This window comes from Candidatus Melainabacteria bacterium (genome assembly GCA_003963305.1).
GTDB lineage: Bacteria > Cyanobacteriota > Vampirovibrionia > Obscuribacterales > Obscuribacteraceae > PALSA-1081.
Map to the genome: position 1 here is coordinate 192895 of RXJR01000032.1, position 20323 is coordinate 213217.

15 protein-coding genes are annotated in these 20323 nt (G+C 50.9%); 8 read left to right on the top strand and 7 right to left on the bottom strand.

What is annotated here, in order from left to right:
• Nucleotides 1-13: 13 nt before the first annotated feature.
• The 3 genes from EKK48_28690 to EKK48_28700 all read right to left on the bottom strand — a co-directional run bounded on the left by EKK48_28690 (nt 14) and on the right by EKK48_28700 (nt 3890).
• Entirely contained in the window at nt 14-367 is a 354-nt protein-coding gene (locus EKK48_28690) for a carboxypeptidase regulatory-like domain-containing protein (protein RTL35659.1), read from the bottom strand.
• Nucleotides 368-449: 82 nt separating this feature from the next.
• Complete coding sequence (locus tag EKK48_28695; protein ID RTL35660.1) at nt 450-2702, bottom strand: PBP1A family penicillin-binding protein; 2253 nt, start codon at nt 2700-2702, stop codon at nt 450-452.
• Nucleotides 2703-2888: 186 nt separating this feature from the next.
• Nucleotides 2889-3890: a tyrosine recombinase XerC gene (locus tag EKK48_28700; protein RTL35661.1), complete on the bottom strand. Its 1002-nt coding sequence runs from the start codon at nt 3888-3890 to the stop codon at nt 2889-2891.
• Between the two features lie 209 nt (nt 3891-4099).
• Between EKK48_28700 and EKK48_28705 the strand changes: the two genes are divergently transcribed.
• Entirely contained in the window at nt 4100-4465 is a 366-nt protein-coding gene (locus EKK48_28705) for a hypothetical protein (GenBank protein RTL35662.1), read from the top strand.
• A gap of 78 nt (nt 4466-4543) precedes the next feature.
• Nucleotides 4544-4885 (top strand): hypothetical protein, encoded by a 342-nt coding sequence (locus EKK48_28710; protein RTL35663.1) that lies wholly within the window; start codon nt 4544-4546, stop codon nt 4883-4885.
• Between the two features lie 137 nt (nt 4886-5022).
• On the opposite strand, the gene EKK48_28715 is transcribed toward EKK48_28710, so the two are convergent.
• Nucleotides 5023-6003 carry an alpha/beta fold hydrolase gene (locus tag EKK48_28715; GenBank protein RTL35664.1) on the bottom strand — a complete coding sequence of 327 codons (981 nt, stop codon included), beginning with the start codon at nt 6001-6003 and terminating at the stop codon, nt 5023-5025.
• A 649-nt stretch (nt 6004-6652) separates the two neighbouring features.
• Here EKK48_28715 and rpoB point away from each other — a divergent pair.
• The 4 genes from rpoB (at nt 6653) to EKK48_28735 (ending at nt 17054) form a co-directional block, all read left to right on the top strand.
• Nucleotides 6653-10126 carry a DNA-directed RNA polymerase subunit beta gene (gene rpoB / locus EKK48_28720; GenBank protein ID RTL35665.1) on the top strand — a complete coding sequence of 1158 codons (3474 nt, stop codon included), beginning with the start codon at nt 6653-6655 and terminating at the stop codon, nt 10124-10126.
• Between the two features lie 115 nt (nt 10127-10241).
• Entirely contained in the window at nt 10242-12041 is a 1800-nt protein-coding gene (gene rpoC1 / locus EKK48_28725) for a DNA-directed RNA polymerase subunit gamma (protein RTL35666.1), read from the top strand.
• Nucleotides 12042-12118: 77 nt separating this feature from the next.
• A complete protein-coding gene (locus EKK48_28730) occupies nt 12119-15802 on the top strand; it encodes a DNA-directed RNA polymerase subunit beta'' (protein ID RTL35667.1) in 3684 nt (1227 codons plus the stop codon).
• A 184-nt stretch (nt 15803-15986) separates the two neighbouring features.
• A complete protein-coding gene (locus tag EKK48_28735) occupies nt 15987-17054 on the top strand; it encodes an aldo/keto reductase (protein RTL35668.1) in 1068 nt (355 codons plus the stop codon).
• Nucleotides 17055-17157: 103 nt separating this feature from the next.
• On the opposite strand, the gene EKK48_28740 is transcribed toward EKK48_28735, so the two are convergent.
• Nucleotides 17158-17892 (bottom strand): GNAT family N-acetyltransferase, encoded by a 735-nt coding sequence (locus tag EKK48_28740; protein RTL35669.1) that lies wholly within the window; start codon nt 17890-17892, stop codon nt 17158-17160.
• Nucleotides 17893-18005: 113 nt separating this feature from the next.
• On the opposite strand from EKK48_28740, the gene EKK48_28745 reads away from it, so the two are divergent.
• Entirely contained in the window at nt 18006-18656 is a 651-nt protein-coding gene (locus EKK48_28745) for a DUF2059 domain-containing protein (GenBank protein ID RTL35670.1), read from the top strand.
• 8 nt (nt 18657-18664) lie between these two features.
• Here the strand turns inward: EKK48_28745 and EKK48_28750 are convergent, their stop codons facing one another.
• Nucleotides 18665-19243: a DinB family protein gene (locus EKK48_28750; GenBank protein ID RTL35671.1), complete on the bottom strand. Its 579-nt coding sequence runs from the start codon at nt 19241-19243 to the stop codon at nt 18665-18667.
• Complete coding sequence (locus EKK48_28755; protein ID RTL35672.1) at nt 19236-19772, bottom strand: GNAT family N-acetyltransferase; 537 nt, start codon at nt 19770-19772, stop codon at nt 19236-19238. Before EKK48_28755 ends, EKK48_28750 begins: the two co-directional genes overlap by 8 nt.
• Nucleotides 19773-19863: 91 nt before the next feature.
• Here EKK48_28755 and EKK48_28760 point away from each other — a divergent pair, with 91 nt between their 5' ends.
• Entirely contained in the window at nt 19864-20301 is a 438-nt protein-coding gene (locus EKK48_28760) for a transcriptional regulator (protein RTL35673.1), read from the top strand.
• The last annotated feature ends 22 nt before the right edge of the window (nt 20302-20323 follow it).

Sequence of the window (20323 nt, forward strand, 5' to 3'; positions counted from 1 at the left end):
GCTCTGTAGAAGTTTAGTTGTTCAGGCGCTCCAAGTCCACGCCCAGGTATTGCTCCTGCTGCATGTCGATTTCTTTGCTGTAGGGCTTGAAGCCGTCCTTGCGCACTTCGACCCGATGTTTTCCACGCGGCAAGTATCCAAGAAAGACGCCACCGCCCGGACCGTCGGCAGTGCTGGTTTCGATTGCGCCGACACGCTGGTTGTCAACGAGTACCTCCGCTCCAACATCATCGCCGTCGCTGTTGACGACAAAATTCAAGGTCCTGGTTTGTTTTCCTTGCGTTTCCAAGAAAAGCACAAACAGTACACCTATGAGAACGGCAATCCACAATCGCGCAGCTTTAGATTCTTTCGGTTGCACACTCATCGCGACAAGCCACCTGACAGGAGGGGAAGGTTAAGCGACTGTGGCGCAACCGGGGCGCCTTCAAGTTTCACTGATTGTCCAATCATTGAGACAGACCGCCGGCAGGAGTTGGAGCGGTTGTCGGCGTGGGCGAGCCTGGTGTTAAGGAAGGAGCAGGTGTTGGAGTCGGTGCTGGGCTGGTCGAACGCTCAGGAGCCGGAGAAGGTGCTGATGTCGACTTTTCTTCAGTAGATTTAGGCGTATCGGAAATTGATGGAGCAACGCCAGGCGCCGGAGCCATTTCGACCTTGTTCACCTCGACAGGAGTCTGAACTGCAGGAACAAGATCACCGCCAACCGTCACCGCATTTGATACCGGAGCGACTGCCGTGTCACTCTTCACCACTTTCTGATTGAGCTTTGCCGCGGCTTTCTGTTCACGCTTCTGTTCTTCTTCCGTCGGTGCCGACGGCGGAACAAAAGAGCCTGCCGGCGCCGGATGTGCTATGTAATATGCCTCGTTGTAATGCTTCCAGATTTTGGCCATAACATCACCACCAGTGACGTGGTTGCCTTTAATCGGTAAGTTTTCATCGTTTCCGCCCCAGAGCGCAGTCACCATATCTGGTGTGAAACCGACAAACCAAATATCTTTAGCAGCATCGGCAGTACCTGTTTTACCTGCTACGGGTCTGTCGTCTAATTTAGCTCCAGTGCCGGTTCCGAACTTGACTACATCTTGCATCATACTGACCAGACGAGCCACCGGCTCCACAGGAAAGACTTTGTCCACACTGGCCTGGAACACTTCTATGACCTGACCGCGATTGTTCTCGATGCGCCGCAGCACTTGCGGTTTGATTGCCACACCCATGCGTGCGAATGTCGCGTAAGCACCGGCCATATCCAGAGGAGTAACCGCAGAACTTCCCAGTGCCAGAGAAAGATTTGGTTCGAGCTTAGTTGTAATTCCCGCTTCGCGAGCTGTTTCAACGACACTGTCGATGCCCACCAGCTGTGCAATTCGAACTGAGCAGACGTTACGCGATAACGCTAAAGCTTTTCTCAATGGAATGCGACCGAGGAATCTATGATCGAAATTTTTCGGCGCATAATCAGGCAATCCATAAGGTTGATGAATGACCAGAGGCGTGTCTTCAATAATACTGTCCGGTGTCAAAACGCCCTTCAGAAGCGCTGTCAAATAAACGAACGGCTTGAACGAAGAACCTGCCGTATGCGGGTTAGTGGCGCGATTGAACTGATGTTTCCAAAAATCACCAACGCCGCCGACCATGGCGATAACGGCACCGTCTTGCACAGAAACTGACACAAGAGCAGCCTGAGTCACACCTTTTGGCGCTTTGGCGATATCAGCAGCGAGAGTTTTTTCGGCGATTTCCTGCGCTTGCGGATCGAGATTTGTATAAACGCGCAAGCCCTGACGGCGCATTTCGGCTTGACTGAAACGATCGCGCAAAGTCTCCAGGACATGGCTTACATAATAAGGATACTTTTGCAGCGGATTGGCGCCCTTTTTGAAAACGAGTTGCTGCTTTTTAGCGGTGTTGGCTTGATTTGCCGTGATGTAGCCGTACTCGACCATTTTGTCGAGAATCTCATGCTGTCTGGAAATTGCAGCTTTTCTGTTTGCCTGGGTGCCAAGCTCGGAAGGCGCTTTAACGAGACCGGCAAGGAAACTGGCTTGCGCCACAGTCAATTCGGCAGCAGTCTTATTGAAATAGCGCGAAGCAGCGCGCTCGATGCCGTATGCATTGTTGCCGAAATAAACCTGATTCAGGTACATCTCGAGAATTCTTTCCTTCGGATACCTGTGCTCGAGCTCATATGCAACGAACGCTTCCTTGACCTTGCGGTCCATTGTTCGCTGCGCTTCAGTAAAGAAGAGGTTCTTCACGAGCTGCTGCGTAATCGTCGAACCACCTTCGACCACGTGCCCGGCTTGCAAATTTGCCAGACTGGCACGGATGATACTCATCACATTGACACCATGGTGCTCGTAGAAGTGATGGTCTTCAGCAGCCAGCATTGCTTGTTGCATCTGCAGAGAAATCTGATTGAGCGGCACGACACGTCTGTCTTCATCACCCTCAACGGTGCAGATCATGTGGTCGTTACGGTCAAACAGCTGAATCGCTTCGATAGGCTCGTAGCGCTCGACCAGTGTGATATCAGGCAGGTCGTGCAGCTGTTTCCAGATTTTGGCGCCAACGTATCCAAAACCGACCGCGACTACGACGCAGACAACCACGAAAAAGCCTTTGAGGACCTTCCCGATCGCACTGACCGTGCTGTTGGGCTGTTTTCGCCTTACTGTAGGTCTGTGCGTCGCCAAACTTGCCCCCGGGCGGTTCTCGATGAAAAATTCAGTTTAGACCTATCTGGCAAACGCAAAGAGACAAGATTGCTGTTTTCCACGAGGCACATTATATCAGCCACGCCATAACGCCGCACCGGGCACCAAATCAAAGCGTGCGCCCCGGAAGACGCACGCTTAGCAATTGTTCAGCTCCGAGCGCGATCAGGCGCGAGGGTGACTCGTCATATAGACTCGACGCAGCCGATCGAGGCTGACGTGAGTGTAAATCTGAGTGGTGCTGATAGTCGTATGACCCAGCAGATCTTGCACGACACGCAAGTCGGCTCCGCCTTCGAGCAGGTGGGTAGCAAACGTGTGTCGCAAAGTATGCGGGGTGATCGGCTTGGCGATTCCGGCGAGGCGAGCGTACTTGAGTACGATTCGGTGCACAGAACGCGATGACAATCTGGTTGCCTGCCTGCTCACGAAGAGTGGATTGTCAGGCTGAGGCTGTCTGCCACCAGCTAGCTTAGACCAGTGATCCGCCAGATAGCGCTCCAACCAAGCCTGCGCACTATCGTTGAGCAGCACAACGCGTTCGCGTGAGCCCTTACCGATTACACGCATCTCTTTAGCAGCAGCGTTGTAGTCTTGAATGCGCAGTCCGCACAGTTCACTTACGCGCATTCCCGACGCATACAGCACTTCCATCAAGGCGCGATCTCGCACACCAAGAGAGGAATCGTCTGGAGCGAGCAACAAGCGTGTCACTTCTTCGCGATCTAAACAAGCCGGCAGGCGGCGTGACAGTTTAGGTCCACGCACCAATTTAGATGGATCGTCATCGATAAGCTGTTCGCGTTTCAGATAGCGATAGAAGCTGCGAATGGCAGAAATCTTTCTGGCAACGGTCGGACGACTGTAGCTTTCCTGAATCTGGCGAATGTAGCTGCGCAAACCATCTACTTCCATCCAGGCAGAACTTTGCTTTTCTTCAGTTCCCTGTGCACTTTGATTCTCAGCTACCACAGAAGTCTGAGCTTCAGCTTTCTCTTCCGGCGTAAAGTCGAGAACTTCTTTAGTACCTTCCGCCCCTTCATTTGTAATCAGTTGCTTCAGGTCATTTACGTATGCACGAATCGTATTTGACGAATAATTGCGCTCCATTTCGAGGTAGCCAGCAAACTGATCTAGCCAAACCAGAGCGCCTCTCTGGGAATTCACATCGGACCGACTTTCTAGTTATTATCGACATTATGACTACCTCTATTATGGAAACTTCATATGCCGAAAGCAATACCTAATTTGAAGATAGAAACAAAATTCGCCACTTGACATTAGATAAATTGTGACATTCAATACAACTCAAAACAGCTAAAACCCGCGACCCGCGCTACTCTATAGGGATACCCTTCACTTGATTGAGGCAGATAATGTTTGCGAATAAATATTTGGTCGTCGGAGCAGTTTTGGTGGCAGCCACCATCGGCGGGGCGATGTCAAACCCTCAATTCGCGTTGGCGAAGGGTAAGACCTGGACCGTAGAAATGCGTCAAGCCAAGCTGATGCAAGACATAAACGTGGCGCAGCAACACAAAGAGTTGACCGACAAAGAAGCCAAGAAATTGCGCAGTCGTTTATCAGACGTTGCCCGCAAGAAAAAGAAGTTCAAAAATGAGAACAAGAGCACAGGTGAAAAGCTAACTGCTGAAAACAATAAAGAGCTGGAAGAAGATCTGAACAAAATAAGTTCGGATATCAAAAAGTATCAGCTCGAAAAAAGAGTCGAACGCAAGTAGTTTTGTGGTAAAAGCCGTTCACTGGAATCCCGGATCTATCCCCCATGTCACCACATGTGGCAGCCAGAGGAGAAGCGAATGATTCGAAGAAGAAATCCTTCCAGGAGCGACGGAGTAGTTTTCGTCGTACTCGGTTTAGTGCTTTCAAAATTTTCCATACTGGACCCGATCATGGCAGCACAAGCTCATGGTGAGGTCGTAATAGCAAAATGGTGGATTATGATGTCCTCCTATTTCGTCTACTACGGAATATTTCTGATGATCTGGGCACCCACAGCAGGTCACCTTATGAAGCTTCAACCTGACACAAATAAACTTGACCGCAAGGGACTAGCAATCATTTTGCTCTTGAGCGGTCTCGGACTGGGTTCATCGCTCTTAGTCGAGAATTACCTGAACTCGCTGGGCTACAAGTTCTAACATCAGACTCAGCCCACTGGCAACCCGGAGACATCATACCTGGGAAACGCAAATACACCACTGATGGTGCGCCTGTGTAAACCATCTCTAGCGAGTGATGGCTTGGCCAACGGCGGTTTTCATATCGACTTCAGTGACTAGCGCCTATGCTGCAACCAGGTAATGAGCAGGTCTGTAAGCTGTTCAGTGAGCTGATTCTCTTCCAACAACAGATGCTCGCCATCACCAACCACCATCAAAAGCTTGTCGTCGGTGCCGATCGAGTTGAACAATTCAACGGTACCCTCAGGCTTTACAAGCTGATCTTTGAAACCAGCCATGAGAAGAATCGGGGTCTTTTCAATCAGAGCAGCGGCATCATAGTTGCCTTTCATAAAATCGTTGAATTGCTTCAACTCTTTCGGAGTCAGCTTCATGCGATTCGTCGGCGTAGCTTCCATGTGCTTTTGCAACGCTTTATTTTCAGTAGCACGTTCAACAACTTCAGGCGCAATATTCATTGGCTTGTCTTTGTTTGTCAGATATTTGGCGCCGACGACAATGGTCGAACTCATTTTCGCGTAGCGATCGCTCGATGGAACAGAAGAGATGATTCCGTCCACTAAATCGGGATACCGGGATGCGGCTGCCAGCACTATGGCACCACCCATGGATTCACCAACAAGATCGATCTTGCAACCGGGATAGAGCGTTCTCAGTGTCTTCAGCGCCGCCTGGATGTCATTCAAGCAACCTTCAAAGTCGACACGATTCTCGCGGCTGTTCATCCACTCGCCAAACCCTCGAACGTCTAGCGCATAAACGCCATAACCACGAGATGCCATGACATGACCGAATTCGGTGTAAGAGAGACTGCTGAAGCCGAGACCGTGAACGCACAGAAGTATTTCTTTCGGTTTTGTGCGCGGCAACCATGAACGATACGGCACTTTGATGTTATTGCTCCAGATTGGAGCCTTGGCGCGACCCGCCGAAACAGGCGCCTTCGCTTGCACCGGAAGAACAGGCAACATTGAGCCCGTCAGCTGTATCAGGGCAAAAGCCGAAGCAAATACAGACGCAACACTCTTTCTTATTCGCATCAATAGCAACTCCACATGTAATTTCTGTGCGTGCATATAAGGTTGGGGAAGTGCCGCCCGGACACTCCGAATCCTCTTACCACTTTGCCGACAATAAAACTCGGGGACGCGTGGGAATCGAACCCACCCAGGACAGCGCTTGTCTGCCCCGCAACGGTTTTGAAGACCGCACACCACACCAGCGATGCTCCATCCCCACGAGGATGTTGTGGATTATAGCCGGGCGCGGGCGTGGTGCGCCACGGGGAAGATGGTAGAAGCACCCGGGACGGGTGCGCTCCATGAGAGAGATGCACCCGGGACGGGTGCGCTCCATGAGAGAGATGCACCCGAGACGGGTGCGCTCCATGACCGATAGAGGCTTTCGGGCTCGTCAAGGTGTGGCATTCGAGTCGACATTTTCTGCTGACATCAGATTTGGAGCCAGTGTTACATACAAATAAGCAGCATTAAGAAATAACGAACTATTTTGAAAAGCTTTTAAGTTATTAGATAAGCTGGTATTTAGCCGTTTCTGCGCAAATGAGACAGAATTTATTGAAATTCTCGTCACGTACGCGCCGTCACGTCTCATCACATTTGCATTGACATTACAATGATAGGCTACGTATATTTGCACACTTGTGCCTGCAGTTGCCCACACCGCATCTGCCGAAGTATCCAGCCAATCTACCAGAGGTAATCGATGGCTTTAGAGTTATCTGAGCGCGTCCGAACCTTCGGGGTCGGTAGCCCTCGTATCGCCGATCTTCCGGACCTAGCCGAAATCCAAAAGAGTTCCTTCAAGTGGTTCATTGATGAGGGACTCGGAGAAGAATTAAGAGCCTTCAGTCCCATCAAGGACTACACAGGAAGGCTCGAATTACACTTCTTGCCGAACTACACGTTCGAAGATCATACAGAGCCAAATAAGCCGAAAACGCCTGAAGACGCTCGGTCTATGGACGCCAGCTTCACCAAGAAGTTGCGTATTCAAATGCGTCTGGTCAACCGCGAAATCGGTGAAATCAAAGAGCAAGAGATTTACGTCGGCGACATCCCGATGATGACGGACCGCGGTACGTTCATCATCAACGGCGCCGAGCGAGTCATCGTCAGCCAGATCGTCCGAAGCCCCGGCATCTACTACAAACGCGAAGTAGACACCAACGGTAAACGAACATTCAGCGCCACTTTGATTCCTAACAGAGGCGCCTGGCTCAAGTTCGAAACCGACGTCAATGACGTTATCTACGTCAAAATCGACAAGAACAGAAAACTGCCGGCAACAACTCTGTTGCGCGCCCTTGGCTATTCCGACCAGGAAATGGAAGCTCTCTTCCGCCACCGCGACTTCCTCAAGAAGACGCTGGACAAAGACAGCACCAAGTCACGCGAAGATTCGCTCATCGAAGTTTACAGAAAGCTGCGTCCAGGTGACCCACCGTCAGTTGCTGGCGGACAGAGCATCATTGACAGCCGATTCTTTGATGACAAGCGCTACGACCTTGGCAAGGTTGGTCGTTACAAACTCAACAAAAAGCTCAGCCTGAGCGTTTCTGAAGCACAACGCACGCTCACCCGTGAAGACATCGTTGCCGCAGTCGACTACTTAATCGGCTTGCACTACGACGAAGGTCACGTTGATGACATCGACCACCTCGGCAACAGACGTATCCGTTCAGTCGGCGAATTGTTGCAAAACCAGTTCAGAATTGGTTTGACCCGTTTGGAAAGAATCGTTCGCGAACGTATGACATTGCAAGATGCCGATACGCTCACGCCCGCCAACCTGCTCAACACAAAACCGCTGGTCGCTGCAATCCGTGAATTCTTCGGTTCATCGCAGTTGTCACAGTTCATGGACCAGACCAACCCGCTTGCAGAACTGACGCACAAACGCCGTCTGTCAGCCCTCGGTCCTGGTGGATTGTCGAGAGAAAGAGCCGGATTCGCGGTTCGCGACATTCACCCCAGCCACTACGGTCGCATCTGCCCGGTAGAGACTCCTGAAGGTCCGAACGCAGGTTTGATCGGCTCGCTGGCAACCCACGCTCGTGTTAATGAGTACGGCTTCATTGAGACTCCTTATAGACGAGTCGATAACGGCAAGTTGACTGAAGAAGTTCACTACCTTACAGCCGACGAAGAAGACAAATACAGAGTCGCTCCTGGCGACGTGCCTGTGCACGACAACGGTGACTTCGTTCACCCGCTCGTACCGGTACGCTACAAAGCTGAGTTTATCGAAACTCCGCCTGAGCAAGTCGACTACGTAGGCGTCAGCCCGATTCAGATCGTTTCAGTTGGAACGGCTCTCATTCCTTTCCTCGAGCACGACGACGCTAACCGAGCCCTGATGGGATCGAACATGCAACGTCAGTCAGTGCCTCTGGTAAGAACTGAAAGAGCGCTCGTCACAACCGGTATCGAAAAGCAGTCAGCTCGCGACTCGGGTATGGTGATCGTTTCTGACCTGGAAGGAAAAGTCGAGTACGTGACGGCAGCCGCCATTCACGTGCGCACCAAAGACAAGAGACTCGTTAAATACAAACTCTCGAAATTCCAGCGCTCTAACCAGGACACATGCCTGAATCAGAAGCCAATCGTTCAAGTTGGTGATCATGTCAAACCAGGACAGATCATCGCCGACGGTGCTGCCACCAACTCCGGTGAACTGGCAGTAGGTCGCAACCTGCTCGTGGCCTTCATGCCATGGGAAGGCTACAACTTCGAAGACGCGATTTTGATCAGTCAACGTCTCGTGTTCGACGAAGTAATGACTTCGATTCACATTGAAAAACTGGAGATCGACGCTCGTTCAACCAAGTTGGGACCAGAAGAAATCACCCGAGAAGTTCCAAACGTCTCGGAAGAATCACTGCGTCACCTCGACGAGAACGGCATCGTCAGAGTCGGTTCACGCGTTTATCCAGACGACATTCTGGTCGGTAAGATCACACCGAAAGGTGAATCTGAACATCCGCCAGAAGAAAAATTGCTCCGCGCCATCTTCGGTGAAAAGGCACGCGACGTCAGAGACAACTCTCTGCGCGTTCCACACGGTGAAGGCGGCCGCGTCGTAGACGTCAAAGTCTTCGACCGCGAAAAGGGCGATGAACTCCCGCCTGTAGCAAACAAAGTGGTGCGTGTCTACATCGCTCAAAAACGCAAAATCAGCGTTGGCGACAAAGTAGCAGGACGTCACGGAAACAAAGGTATCGTCGCTCGCATTCTGCCGACCGAAGATATGCCTTTCCTTCCAGACGGCACACCAGTCGACATCGTTCTCAACCCGCTTGGTGTACCAAGCCGTATGAACGTCGGTCAGACCTTCGAAACATTGCTCGGTTTGGCAGCCATGCTCACCCAGCAACGTTATGAAGTGCCACCATTCGACGAAATGTACGCCAAAGAAGCGTCTTCGCATCTCGTTCATGGCGAGATCACCAAAGGCAAAGACATCTCTGGTTTCGATTGGGTCGGTGATAACGGCAAAATCACACTCTTTGACGGCAGAAGCGGCGACGCTTTCGACAACCCTGTCACTGTCGGCAAGATCTACATGATGAAGCTGGTCCACCTTGTCGACGACAAGATCCACGCCCGTTCGACTGGACCATACAGCTTGGTCACGCAGCAGCCACTGGGCGGAAAGGCTCAGTTCGGCGGTCAGCGTCTGGGAGAAATGGAATGCTGGGCGCTGGAAGCGTTCGGTGGAGCCTACTCTCTGCAAGAGATGTTGACTATCAAGTCAGACGACGTAAACGGACGTTCGAGAGCATACGAGTCGATCGTTAAGGGTGAAAACCTGAAGCGTCCTGGTATTCCGGAATCCTTCAAAGTGCTCGTTCGCGAACTTCAATCAATCGGTCTCGACGTATCCGTCGCCAAACGCACACGCGAAGGCGGCGAGCTCGAAGTCGACTTGATGACGGAAGTGGAAGAAGCAAGACCACGTGGAATGCGCCGCAGTCCATTTGGCGAAATCGGCATCGAGTCCGAGCTTGCTGAACTTTCACGTCAACCCGTCGTGCCATCAGCAGCGGTGGCAGTCAGCGAACCTGATGAAGATGTCTTCGCCGGTGGTGGTGGCGGTGCAGCCGCTGCCGAAGTCGATGACGTCGACCTCGGAGCCGACGAAGAAGATGACGGTGATGACGCAGGCGATGACGTCTAAATTCGAGAAATCAGTGGGCGGGCATAGTTGTCCGCCCACCCGTTCGAAAGTACAACTCACAAGACAACTATGTCGTAGGGCTCTGTCCCTGAATTGCTGGAGGTCTGTCAGCTAAATGGCTACAAGTATTGATCGGTTTGACTACATCAAAATCGGGATTGCATCACCAGAGCGCATCCTTAGCTGGTCACATGGTGAAGTGACCAAACCCGAAACAATTAACTACCGTACTCTCAAACCAGAAAAAGACGGTCTCTTTTGCGAACGCATCTTCGGACCATCGAAAGACTGGGAGTGCTATTGCGGTAAGTACAAACGTGTACGCCATCGTGGTATCACCTGCGAACGCTGCGGCGTCGAAGTGACAGACTCGAAAGTCCGCCGTCACCGCATGGGTCACATCAAACTCGCCTCTTCAGTGACACACATCTGGTTCCTCAAGGGCATCCCGAGCTACATCGGTTTGCTGCTCGACTTGCCTCTGCGTGACCTGGAACAGGTTGTCTACTTCAACGCTTACATCGTCACAAACGCTGGTAATGCGCCTGAATTGCACAAATACCAACTGCTTTCAGAAGAAGAATATGAGCGCTCGCTCGATGATCCAAGCTTACAGTTCGACGTCGGCATCGGCGCTGAAGCAATCAAACAACTGCTTCACGAACTGGCCAAACCAACCTACGAACGTCCAGACAACAAAGACGATCGTGGTCGTTTGCTCGACTTGCCCGGCTTGAAAGATCTCTCCAAACAGTTGAGAGAAGAGCTCGCCATGGCAACCGGCTCGCAACAGAAGCGCGCCAAAATCATCAAGAGATTGCGTCTCGTTGAAGCTCTGATCAACTCGCACACCGACCCGACCTGGGTAGTGCTCGACAATCTACCGGTTACACCGCCAGACCTGCGCCCGATGGTGCAGCTGGACGGAGGACGTTTCGCGACTTCCGACCTCAACGACCTCTATCGTCGTGTAATCAACAGAAACAACCGTCTGGCTCGATTGCTCGAGATGGGCGCTCCTGAAATCATCGTGCGCAACGAAAAGCGTATGTTGCAGGAAGCTGTTGATGCCTTGATCGACAACGGTCGCAGAGGAAGAGTCGTAGTCGGTCCAAACAACCGACCGCTGAAATCACTCTCGAACATTATCGAAGGTAAGCAAGGACGATTCCGTCAGAACTTGCTCGGTAAGCGTGTCGACTACTCCGGACGATCTGTAATCGTAGTCGGTCCGTCACTGAAACTGCATCAGTGCGGTCTGCCTCGCGAAATGGCTCTCGAACTCTTCAAGCCATTCGTAATCAATAAATTGATTGAGCGCCAGATCGTTCAAAACATCAAATCAGCTAAGAAGCAGATTGAAAAGGGATCAGCCGTAGTCTGGGAAATCCTCGAAGAAGTTATTCAAGGTCACCCGGTACTGCTCAACCGCGCACCGACACTGCACAGACTCGGTATTCAAGCTTTTGAACCGGTGCTGGTAGAAGGTCGCGCCATTCAGTTGCACCCGCTCGTTTGTTCAGCGTTCAACGCAGACTTCGACGGTGACCAGATGGCTGTTCACGTTCCACTTTCAGTTGAAGCGCAAGCCGAAGCACACATGCTCATGCTCGCCTCCAACAACATTCTCTTGCCTGCTACAGGCAGACCGACCGTCACTCCTACCCAGGACATGGTGCTCGGCATCTACTACCTGACGATTGAAAAGCCAGGTTCAGATGATCCGAAAGTCTGTCGCGGTGCCGGAATGCGTTTCGTCAGCCTCAGTGACGCTCGCTCGGCTTATGATGCCGGCGTAGTCGACCTGCACGCCAAGATCAAAGTGCGCGACGTAGACGGCCAAACTATCGAGACAACTCCTGGTCGCATCATCTTCAATGAAGTAGTGCGTGGAGCAATCGCCTCCGTGAATTAAACGAAGAGGATGGCGGGGTCGATGCCGCGCCATCCTTTTCATCCGCTAACAAACTGAACGACGAAGAAGAGGGACCTATGGTCAGCACGACAGATAAGAAAAACACTTTAAAGTTCATCAACATGACGATGGACAAGAAGAAACTCGGAAATCTTCTATCAGACATTTACGAAACGTACGGCACAGCCCGCACCGCGGAATTGGCGAACTCGTTGAAAGACCTCGGATTTCAATATGCCACCAAAGCTGGTGTAACGATTTCGATTGACGACCTCGACGTTCCAGACGCCAAGAAAGGTTTGATCTCCGCAGCCGAGAAAGAAATCGAAGAAGCACAACGACGCTATGAACGCGGCGAAATTACAGAAGTAGAACGCTACAACAAAGTAATCGACACCTGGTCTGCCACCACCGACCAATTGACGAAAGAAGTAGTCGACAACTTCGACAGATTGAACCCGGTATACATGATGGCGTTCTCCGGCGCTAGAGGTAACATCTCCCAGGTTCGTCAGCTCGTCGGAATGCGAGGCTTGATGGCTGACTCTCAAGGTCAGATTATCGACTTGCCGATTAAAGCAAACTTCCGCGAAGGCTTGAACGTAACCGAGTACATCATCTCCAGCTACGGTGCAAGAAAAGGTCTGGTAGATACAGCGCTCAAGACAGCCGACTCAGGATACCTGACACGCCGTCTCGTCGACGTTGCCCAGGACGTTATCGTTCGCGACGTAGATTGCAAAACCAGCCGCGGTATCTACATGCAACCGATCATGGAAGGCGACAAAGCCATGGTCAAATTGTCTGAGCGTATCTTCGGTCGTTCAGTATCAGAAGATGTGATTCTCGAAGAAACCGGAGAAGTGCTCGCACGCGCCGGTGATTTGATTGACCGCGAATTGTCGGCATTGCTCGACCAGAAGAAACTGAAGAGCGTCAAAGTGCGTTCACCACTGACCTGCGACAGCCAATACGGCGTTTGCCAGAAGTGCTACGGCTGGTCGATGACCAACAACCACCTGGTTGATGTTGGTGAAGCGATCGGTATTATCGCAGCGCAGTCAATCGGTGAACCTGGAACACAGCTGACGATGAGAACATTCCACACAGGCGGCGCCGTCGCAGGTGGAAGCAGCCGTGCTCAGGTTAAAGCTCCAGCCGCCGGTGAAGTCAGCTACAAGATTCCGAGCCGTTCAGTAAGAACAGCTTACGGTGACGTTGTAGACCAGACCACCAAAGATGGTGCCATCGTTGTTACTGCCGGATCGAAAGAACACAAACTGCCGATTCCGACAGGCGCATTGATCCTGCTCAAGGCCGGTTCAACAGTAACTCCTGGTCAAGTTATCGCTGAGTACGACCCACCAGGTTCGAAGAAGAACTTGACTGAGCGCGCCAGCAAAGACATCACCGCCGACATCTCTGGACGTATCATGTTCAGTGGATTCCAGGCTGACGAAAAACGCGACCGTCAGGGCAACATCTCTCGCACAGCCAACCGCGCCGGTATCATCTGGGTACTGGAAGGTGACGTATACAACCTGCCTTCAGGCGCTCATGTAGTCGTCAAAGACGGTCAGGACGTAAATCCGAACGATGTTCTCGCTGAAATTCAAATCAACACCGAACATGGTGGTGAAGTGCGTTTCGGTCCTGAAATCGAAACCGAAGTCGTTAAGAGCGGCAAGAAGACAGTCACCAGACTCGTCAAAGGTAAGGAAATCAACGTCATCATCTCGTCGGTCGGCGCCGGTAACGCCAAGCTGGAAACAGCCAAGAACGGCAACACCTGGAGAGTGGCGAAGAGCAAAGAAGCCTACACAATCAAAGTCGTTAACGACGAAATCGTTGAAAACGGCAAGATTATCGCTGAACTCGTCGACGACGGAACCAACGTGGTCAACTCCGGCGGAGAAATCATCTATGACGGCGTCGAAATCGACGATCGCCGCGTAGTCACCAAAGCCGGACGCATCCTCTTCGTTCCTGAAGAAGTTCACTTCATCTCCAAAGACATCAGCTTGAAGATGACTGAATCAGGCGACACTGTCACAGCTGGTCAAGAAATCGTCAAAGACGTTTTTGCCCACATGGACGGTATCGTTGAAATCGTTGCCGACAACGACATCATTCACGAAGTAATCGTTCGCCCGGGCGAATTGATCAACATCGGTGATCCTTCAGACGTAAAAGTTCCGGAAGGTCAAATCGTTGAACCAGGCACCGAGATTCTCGAAGGTCAGAAGTTCAAAGACAGAAAGATCATCAACATTCTCGAAAGAGAAGATGGTACAGCTCAACTTCTGGTTCGCCCGATTGAAGAATATTGGATCGAGCCTAAAGAAACGAAGTTCAAACACCGCGCCACCGACGACAAGATCAGCTTGAGATCAGTAACTCAGTTGCTCTTCAGAGATCGCGAAAAAGTACGTCACTTGCAGGGCGCCCAGCTCACCAGAACATCACTGGTTCTGCAGATGCAAGGTCAATTGCAAGGACTGAAGGGAACGGTGGAAATCGGCGAAGAAGACTTGAACATCGTTGTTCAAGAAAACATCCTCTTGCGTCGCGACACTGACCTCAACGTCACTCTGCTATCCGTTCAGCACGGCGACATCGTCGAAAAGAAATCAGCGGTTGCCACCACGCAAGTGCTGACAAAGACACCTGCACGCGTTCAATTGTCGAAGACAGACGAACGAAGAATTCTTCTTATTACAGAAGAACAGCAAGTGCACCACAAGGCCAAAGGCGCCGTCACCGTCAAGGAAGGCGACTTGTTGCGCAACGACGACCCGATTTCGAAGTCGACGACTGCGGTTCACTCCGGTCAGGTAGTGGCTGTTGATGGAACTGATGTGACTATCCGTAAGGGCAGACCATATCTCATCTCCGGTAACACACAACTGCAATCTGAAGACGGCGCTCTGGTACAACGCGGCGACCTGCTCGCAACGCTCGTATACGAACGTCAGAAAACCGGAGACATCGTTCAGGGTCTTCCGAGAGTTGAAGAACTTCTTGAAGCAAGAAAGCCGAAAGAATGCGCCATTCTCGCTGAAAAAGGCGGTAAAGCCCGCATCATGCGTGAAGATGATACGACTCGTCTCTTCATCGTCTACGGTGAAGGCAACGAAGAAGAAATCGTCATTCCTCAAGGCTTGAACGTTATCGTTGAAGAAGGTGAGGCCATCACACCAGGAAAAGCGCTGACAGACGGACCGCCAAACCCACACGATATCGTGCGTTTGATGGGCATCGAAGCAGCTCAGAAATACCTGGTAGACGAAGTACAGTCGGTATACCGCTCACAAGGTGTAGAAATCGCCGACAAGCACATCGAAGTCATTGTCAGACAGATGACTCGCAAGGTGCGCGTAGACGAGCCAGGCGACACGATCATGTTGCCTGGTGAGTTGCTCGAACGCTACTTCATGGATGCCGAAATCGAAAAATCCAGACAGGCAGGAATTAGAGAAGCCACATACACAGCAGTGTTGCTCGGTATCACTAAAGCCAGCTTGAACACGGAAAGCTTCATCTCTGCCGCATCGTTCCAGGAAACCACAAGAATCCTCACCGAAGCTGCAGTGGAAGGAAAGAAAGATTGGTTGCGCGGCTTGAAAGAGAACGTCATCATCGGACGTCTCATTCCAGCAGGAACCGGCTTCCAGGGACACACAATCCCAACGGAAGAAGAGGAAGAAGAAGAGGACATCTACCCGCCAATCGGCGAAGGTTCCTTCAACGTTCCAGCGTAAGCAAGGCAGTCTGAAAAATTCGAAAAGCGCGGCTTCAAAGCTGCGCTTTTTGCTATGTAATGGTCAGTTCACACGCTCTCTTGATTTCATTCAAAACTCACATGCACCTTGTATGCTCATCAGAATTCAAACCACAATCGATGTCGCTTAAATCTGACAACGGGCGCATAAGGGGAGTATAAAGATGCAAGTATCCGACTACATCACACTTGGGAAATCCGGACTGAAAGTCAGCCCTCTCTGCCTTGGCACCATGACCTTCGGCGAAGATTGGGGATGGGGCGCATCGGAAGACACCGCCCGCGAAATATTCAATGCTTACGCAAAAGAAGGCGGTAATTTCTTTGATACCGCAGATGGTTACACCAACGGCAAGAGCGAAGAGTTGCTCGGCAAATTCATCAAAGAAGGCAAGTTGCGTGACAGTGCCGTCATTGCCAGCAAATTCACCTTCAACGCGCAACCAGGCAATCCCAACGCTGGGGGCAACGGTCGAAAAAACATTTACCGCGCTCTGGAAGGCTCGCTTAAGCGCCTCAACACTGACTATCTGGATCTGTACTGGCTGCATACCTGGGACACCGTCACGCCTGTCGAAGAAGTGTTGGCTACATTCAATGACCTGGTGAAAGAAGGGAAGATCAGATATTTTGGACTCTCCGATGTTCCCGCATGGTATCTGAGCCGCATGCAGACACTCGCTGAAACCGGAGGCAAGCACCGCATCTCAGCACTGCAACTGGAGTATTCTCTGCTTGAGAGAAACATTGAACGCGAGCATATTCCGGCAGCCATCGAGCTGGGAATGGGACTGACGCCCTGGAGTCCGCTGGCTAGCGGTATGTTGACCGGAAAATACAAACGCGATTTGAATAACGGCGCCGAAGGCAGACTGTCTGTCATGAAAGACAAAGGTCATCCAGGATTCGACAAGCTCTTCACCGCGCGCAATTGGGATATTGTGGATGTTTTGAATGACGTAGCGAAGTCAATTGGAAAAACTCCGGCCCAGGTCGCTCTGAATTGGGTGGCAACCAGACCGGGAGTCACTTCAACCATCATCGGTGCAACGAAATTGCACCAGCTTCAAGACAACTTCAAAGCAATCGAATTCACAATTCCAGATGAAGCCCTGACTAAACTCGATGAAGCAACAAAGTTGGATCCAACCCAGCACCCATATCTTTTCTTCACAGAAGGAATGCAAAGCATGGTGACAGGCGGCACGAAAGTGCGAGCCTGGTCAAGATAGGCTCGCACTAAATTTTAATCAGATCAAGCAAGTTCAGATCAAATCAACATTCGAAAGTTTTCTCGGGTCGAATCAACATTCGCATGATTCGAAAGTCCGTCGATCAACAAAAGTTGCTAGTTGAAACTAACGGCATGATTTGAACATCGATTGCTCGGCGCGCACCAAAATCGTTCGCGAGATTGAGCTCGAATCGCTGATGTACGCTGGCTACACCCCAGTCGTCATGCAACGTCTCTCCAACCTGCACAAATCCAAATCTGTCATAGAGCCGCCTGGCGTCTCGAAGAGCAGGAGTGGTCGTCAAGTAAATCTTAGGCATCTGCTTCTTCTTGCAGAAGTTGATCGCCTGCGCCATCAGCTTTGTGCCAATGCCTTGATTGCCCCAGTGCGGATCGACGATCAGAAAACGCAAGCGAGCGCCGGCGCCATCTCTATCGTGACCGTCGATGGCTATGCAGCCGACAACATTTTCAGCATCTCTATAGAGCCAAAATCCATCGCAAGTCGGATCAAAGTTTTCGATAAAGTCGCCGAGTTCTCTGGCGACAAAAGCTTCAAAGCGAGAATCGAAGCCGCAAAGCTCTTTATATACGTGAGCATGCAGCTGCACGAGCCGACCAATCGATCCTGTGCAATATCCGGAGATATATTGACCCGATCTTGAGGAAGTCTTCGGCTGGAGCGATATGTAGCTTGCTGGTCTGGTGTTTAAATGAATCATCCGCAATCCCCGTGTCGAAGCAGTAGGCACCTGTTTCTGCAACATACCGGCGAGAACATCAAACACATATAAAACGGGGACTTTGCGCAACTGGATGTTAAGTGGATTAAACATCTCAGGGGTTCTATCCAACTGAGAATAACTGATCGGGCTGGCTCATGTGCTAAAGCAGCCTGGAGCTGTAAAATACACGGATACCCGATCCGTTCCAATCAGGAGAATTTTTCGTGAGACTCACAACTTTATGTCTGGCAGCCTTTATGTCGGTTTCACTGCACAGCTCAGCACTAGCTATTTCTCCAGAAGCACAGGACAAGACCAGTACCGCAGCAGCCGCCAGCGTAGAGAATCCAAATCTTTCGCCTGAAAAGAAAGCGTTGATTCTGGACCTGCTCAAAATTACCGAAGCGGACAAAACCGTCGATAAGGTGGTGGCGCAAATGATGGCTGCACACCAGAAACAGTATCCACTGATGATCGCTGCAATCGTAAACGCAGACACTAGCTTGACTGACGACCAGAAAAAAGATCTGATTGAAAAATCTCAAGCAAGATCGTTGCGCTCCTCGGAACGACTGCGAGAACTCTTCGTGCAGAAAATCAATCTCGGCGATGTTCTGAACAAAGTGGCTCTAGTTGTTTACGATAAGAATTTCACTGATGCCGAATTGAAAGACATCATCGCTTTCTATAAGACACCAACGGGACAAAAATCACTGAAGCAGATGCCGGAAGTAATGCGTGAGTCAATGGAAATGACGACAACGCTGATTTCACCTCAAATGAACGACATCATTACGCAATTGATGACCGAAGAAAAAGCCCGTCTAAAGACAGCCGACAAGCCGGACGATGGTAAAACAACACAGACTAAATAAGTCGCCGTCTACAAACGCTGAATGATAGCTTCGATCTGTTGCCGATGAATTTTCTGATGTGGTGCAGCGAAGACAAGCCACTGCCTTGCTGTTAATGGACCAAACCACGGGTGAGGGTGGCCCGCCTCGGGATATTTGTCGAAATCGACTTTTTCAACGGAGCGAACGAAAGTATTCGTAAACTCCTCGAACTTACCGACAATTTCAAGAGCATCTAACTCTGTTGAAGGTTTGACATCAGCCGTCCCACGCTTCGGCAGATCAGTGTGGTTGCGTGCAAGAGCGAGAATAATTCCTCTGGTGCCAGTTCCCACAATGATCAGATGTTCCATGGCCATTGCCACTGACCAATAGCGAGAGCTATCCTCTAACCCTCGCAGTCTGGGAATCAATCGACGCTCAGACAATTGTTGCGGCGTCAATCCACGCGCCAGTTTCAAAATCTTTTCCGATTCTTCTCGAAAATCGGCAATCGCTTTTTGATTGCTGGTAGTTTTGAAGCGCTTCGGGAAAATAAAATGCTTTGCTATGAGCAGCTCAAGCGCCGGTATGCCTGCACCTGGTGCCTGTAACTTTGGTTCATTCATTTGAGTCCAGTCCCTTTATATAACCCCAAACCAGAAAGCCCGGTGCCGGCTCGAAATCAATTTCTTCAAAGCGAACGTAGCCGCGGCGTTCATACATATTTCGTGCCACCGTCATTAGTTGTGTCGTATGCAAGGTAATTGCGGAATAACCACTTTCACGTGCCAGTCGCTCGCAGGCATCAATCAATACCGTTCCCAAGCCTTCATTGCGATGAGATGGAGACACGGACAGCAAGCGCATCTCAGGGTATGCGTTAGAAACCACCCTGCCGCCCATCACCTTTTTAGCAGGAAAACAGTAAATTGCGGAAGCGAGGATCTCACCGTTTTTTACGGCTACCAGTCTCGAAATATCGGTGGACGAAAGAATGGTCGACTTGATATTAGCTTGATACTGTTGCCAGAATTTCGAGTCGGCGGCCGCCTCGTACTGAGAATAAGCAGCGACGGTCAGGTCGACAATAGCCTGCCACTCGCCTTGCTCGGCTTCGCGAACCTGTATATCCGAACTGCACGCAGAGCTTATCATTCACACCTCCGGACTACCACTTGCGATTTGCAAGTACTGAAAGCCTACCGCAACCACTTGCAAAATGCAAGTGTTCTGTATAATGGATGACATGACTGCAGTTGAAGCCAGATCTGAATGTGTAATATCCAACGTTCTCGAACTGTTCGGGGACAAGTGGACTTTTCTTGTCATTCGAGACATGTTCCTTTTCAACAAGCACGAGTTCAAAGAGTTTTTGAACTCACCCGAACGCATCGCCACTAATGTTTTGACAGACCGGCTAAAGAGGCTATTAGCAGCCGAAGTAATAGGCGAGCTTCCTCACCCCGATCACGGGTCAAGGAAACTCTATTACCTGACAGAAAAAGGAAAAGATCTCTTTCCTATTCTTGCTGAAATGGCTAAATGGGGCTCGAAGCACATGTCACATTTACCCTCGATGCAGTCTCTCTATGCACGAATGCGTGAGCAACCCGGCGCCATGAAGAAAGAGATGTTCCAGCGCATCAGCGCCTGGGAACAGCAGTATCTTGACAACGAAACTTAGATTTGTTCGTCGATAAACAACT

Bases quoted from the DNA above. Each gene is read 5' to 3' on its own strand.
- EKK48_28690 (RTL35659.1), bottom strand. From the start codon at position 367: ATGAGTGTGCAACCGAAAGAATCTAAAGCTGCGCGATTGTGGATTGCC.
- EKK48_28705 (RTL35662.1), top strand. From the start codon at position 4,100: ATGTTTGCGAATAAATATTTGGTCGTCGGAGCAGTTTTGGTGGCAGCC.
- EKK48_28710 (RTL35663.1), top strand. From the start codon at position 4,544: ATGATTCGAAGAAGAAATCCTTCCAGGAGCGACGGAGTAGTTTTCGTC.
- EKK48_28715 (RTL35664.1), bottom strand. From the start codon at position 6,003: ATGCACGCACAGAAATTACATGTGGAGTTGCTATTGATGCGAATAAGA.
- rpoB (RTL35665.1), top strand. From the start codon at position 6,653: ATGGCTTTAGAGTTATCTGAGCGCGTCCGAACCTTCGGGGTCGGTAGC.
- rpoC1 (RTL35666.1), top strand. From the start codon at position 10,242: ATGGCTACAAGTATTGATCGGTTTGACTACATCAAAATCGGGATTGCA.
- EKK48_28730 (RTL35667.1), top strand. From the start codon at position 12,119: ATGGTCAGCACGACAGATAAGAAAAACACTTTAAAGTTCATCAACATG.
- EKK48_28735 (RTL35668.1), top strand. From the start codon at position 15,987: ATGCAAGTATCCGACTACATCACACTTGGGAAATCCGGACTGAAAGTC.
- EKK48_28740 (RTL35669.1), bottom strand. From the start codon at position 17,892: ATGTTTAATCCACTTAACATCCAGTTGCGCAAAGTCCCCGTTTTATAT.
- EKK48_28750 (RTL35671.1), bottom strand. From the start codon at position 19,243: ATGAATGAACCAAAGTTACAGGCACCAGGTGCAGGCATACCGGCGCTT.
- EKK48_28755 (RTL35672.1), bottom strand. From the start codon at position 19,772: ATGATAAGCTCTGCGTGCAGTTCGGATATACAGGTTCGCGAAGCCGAG.
- EKK48_28760 (RTL35673.1), top strand. From the start codon at position 19,864: ATGACTGCAGTTGAAGCCAGATCTGAATGTGTAATATCCAACGTTCTC.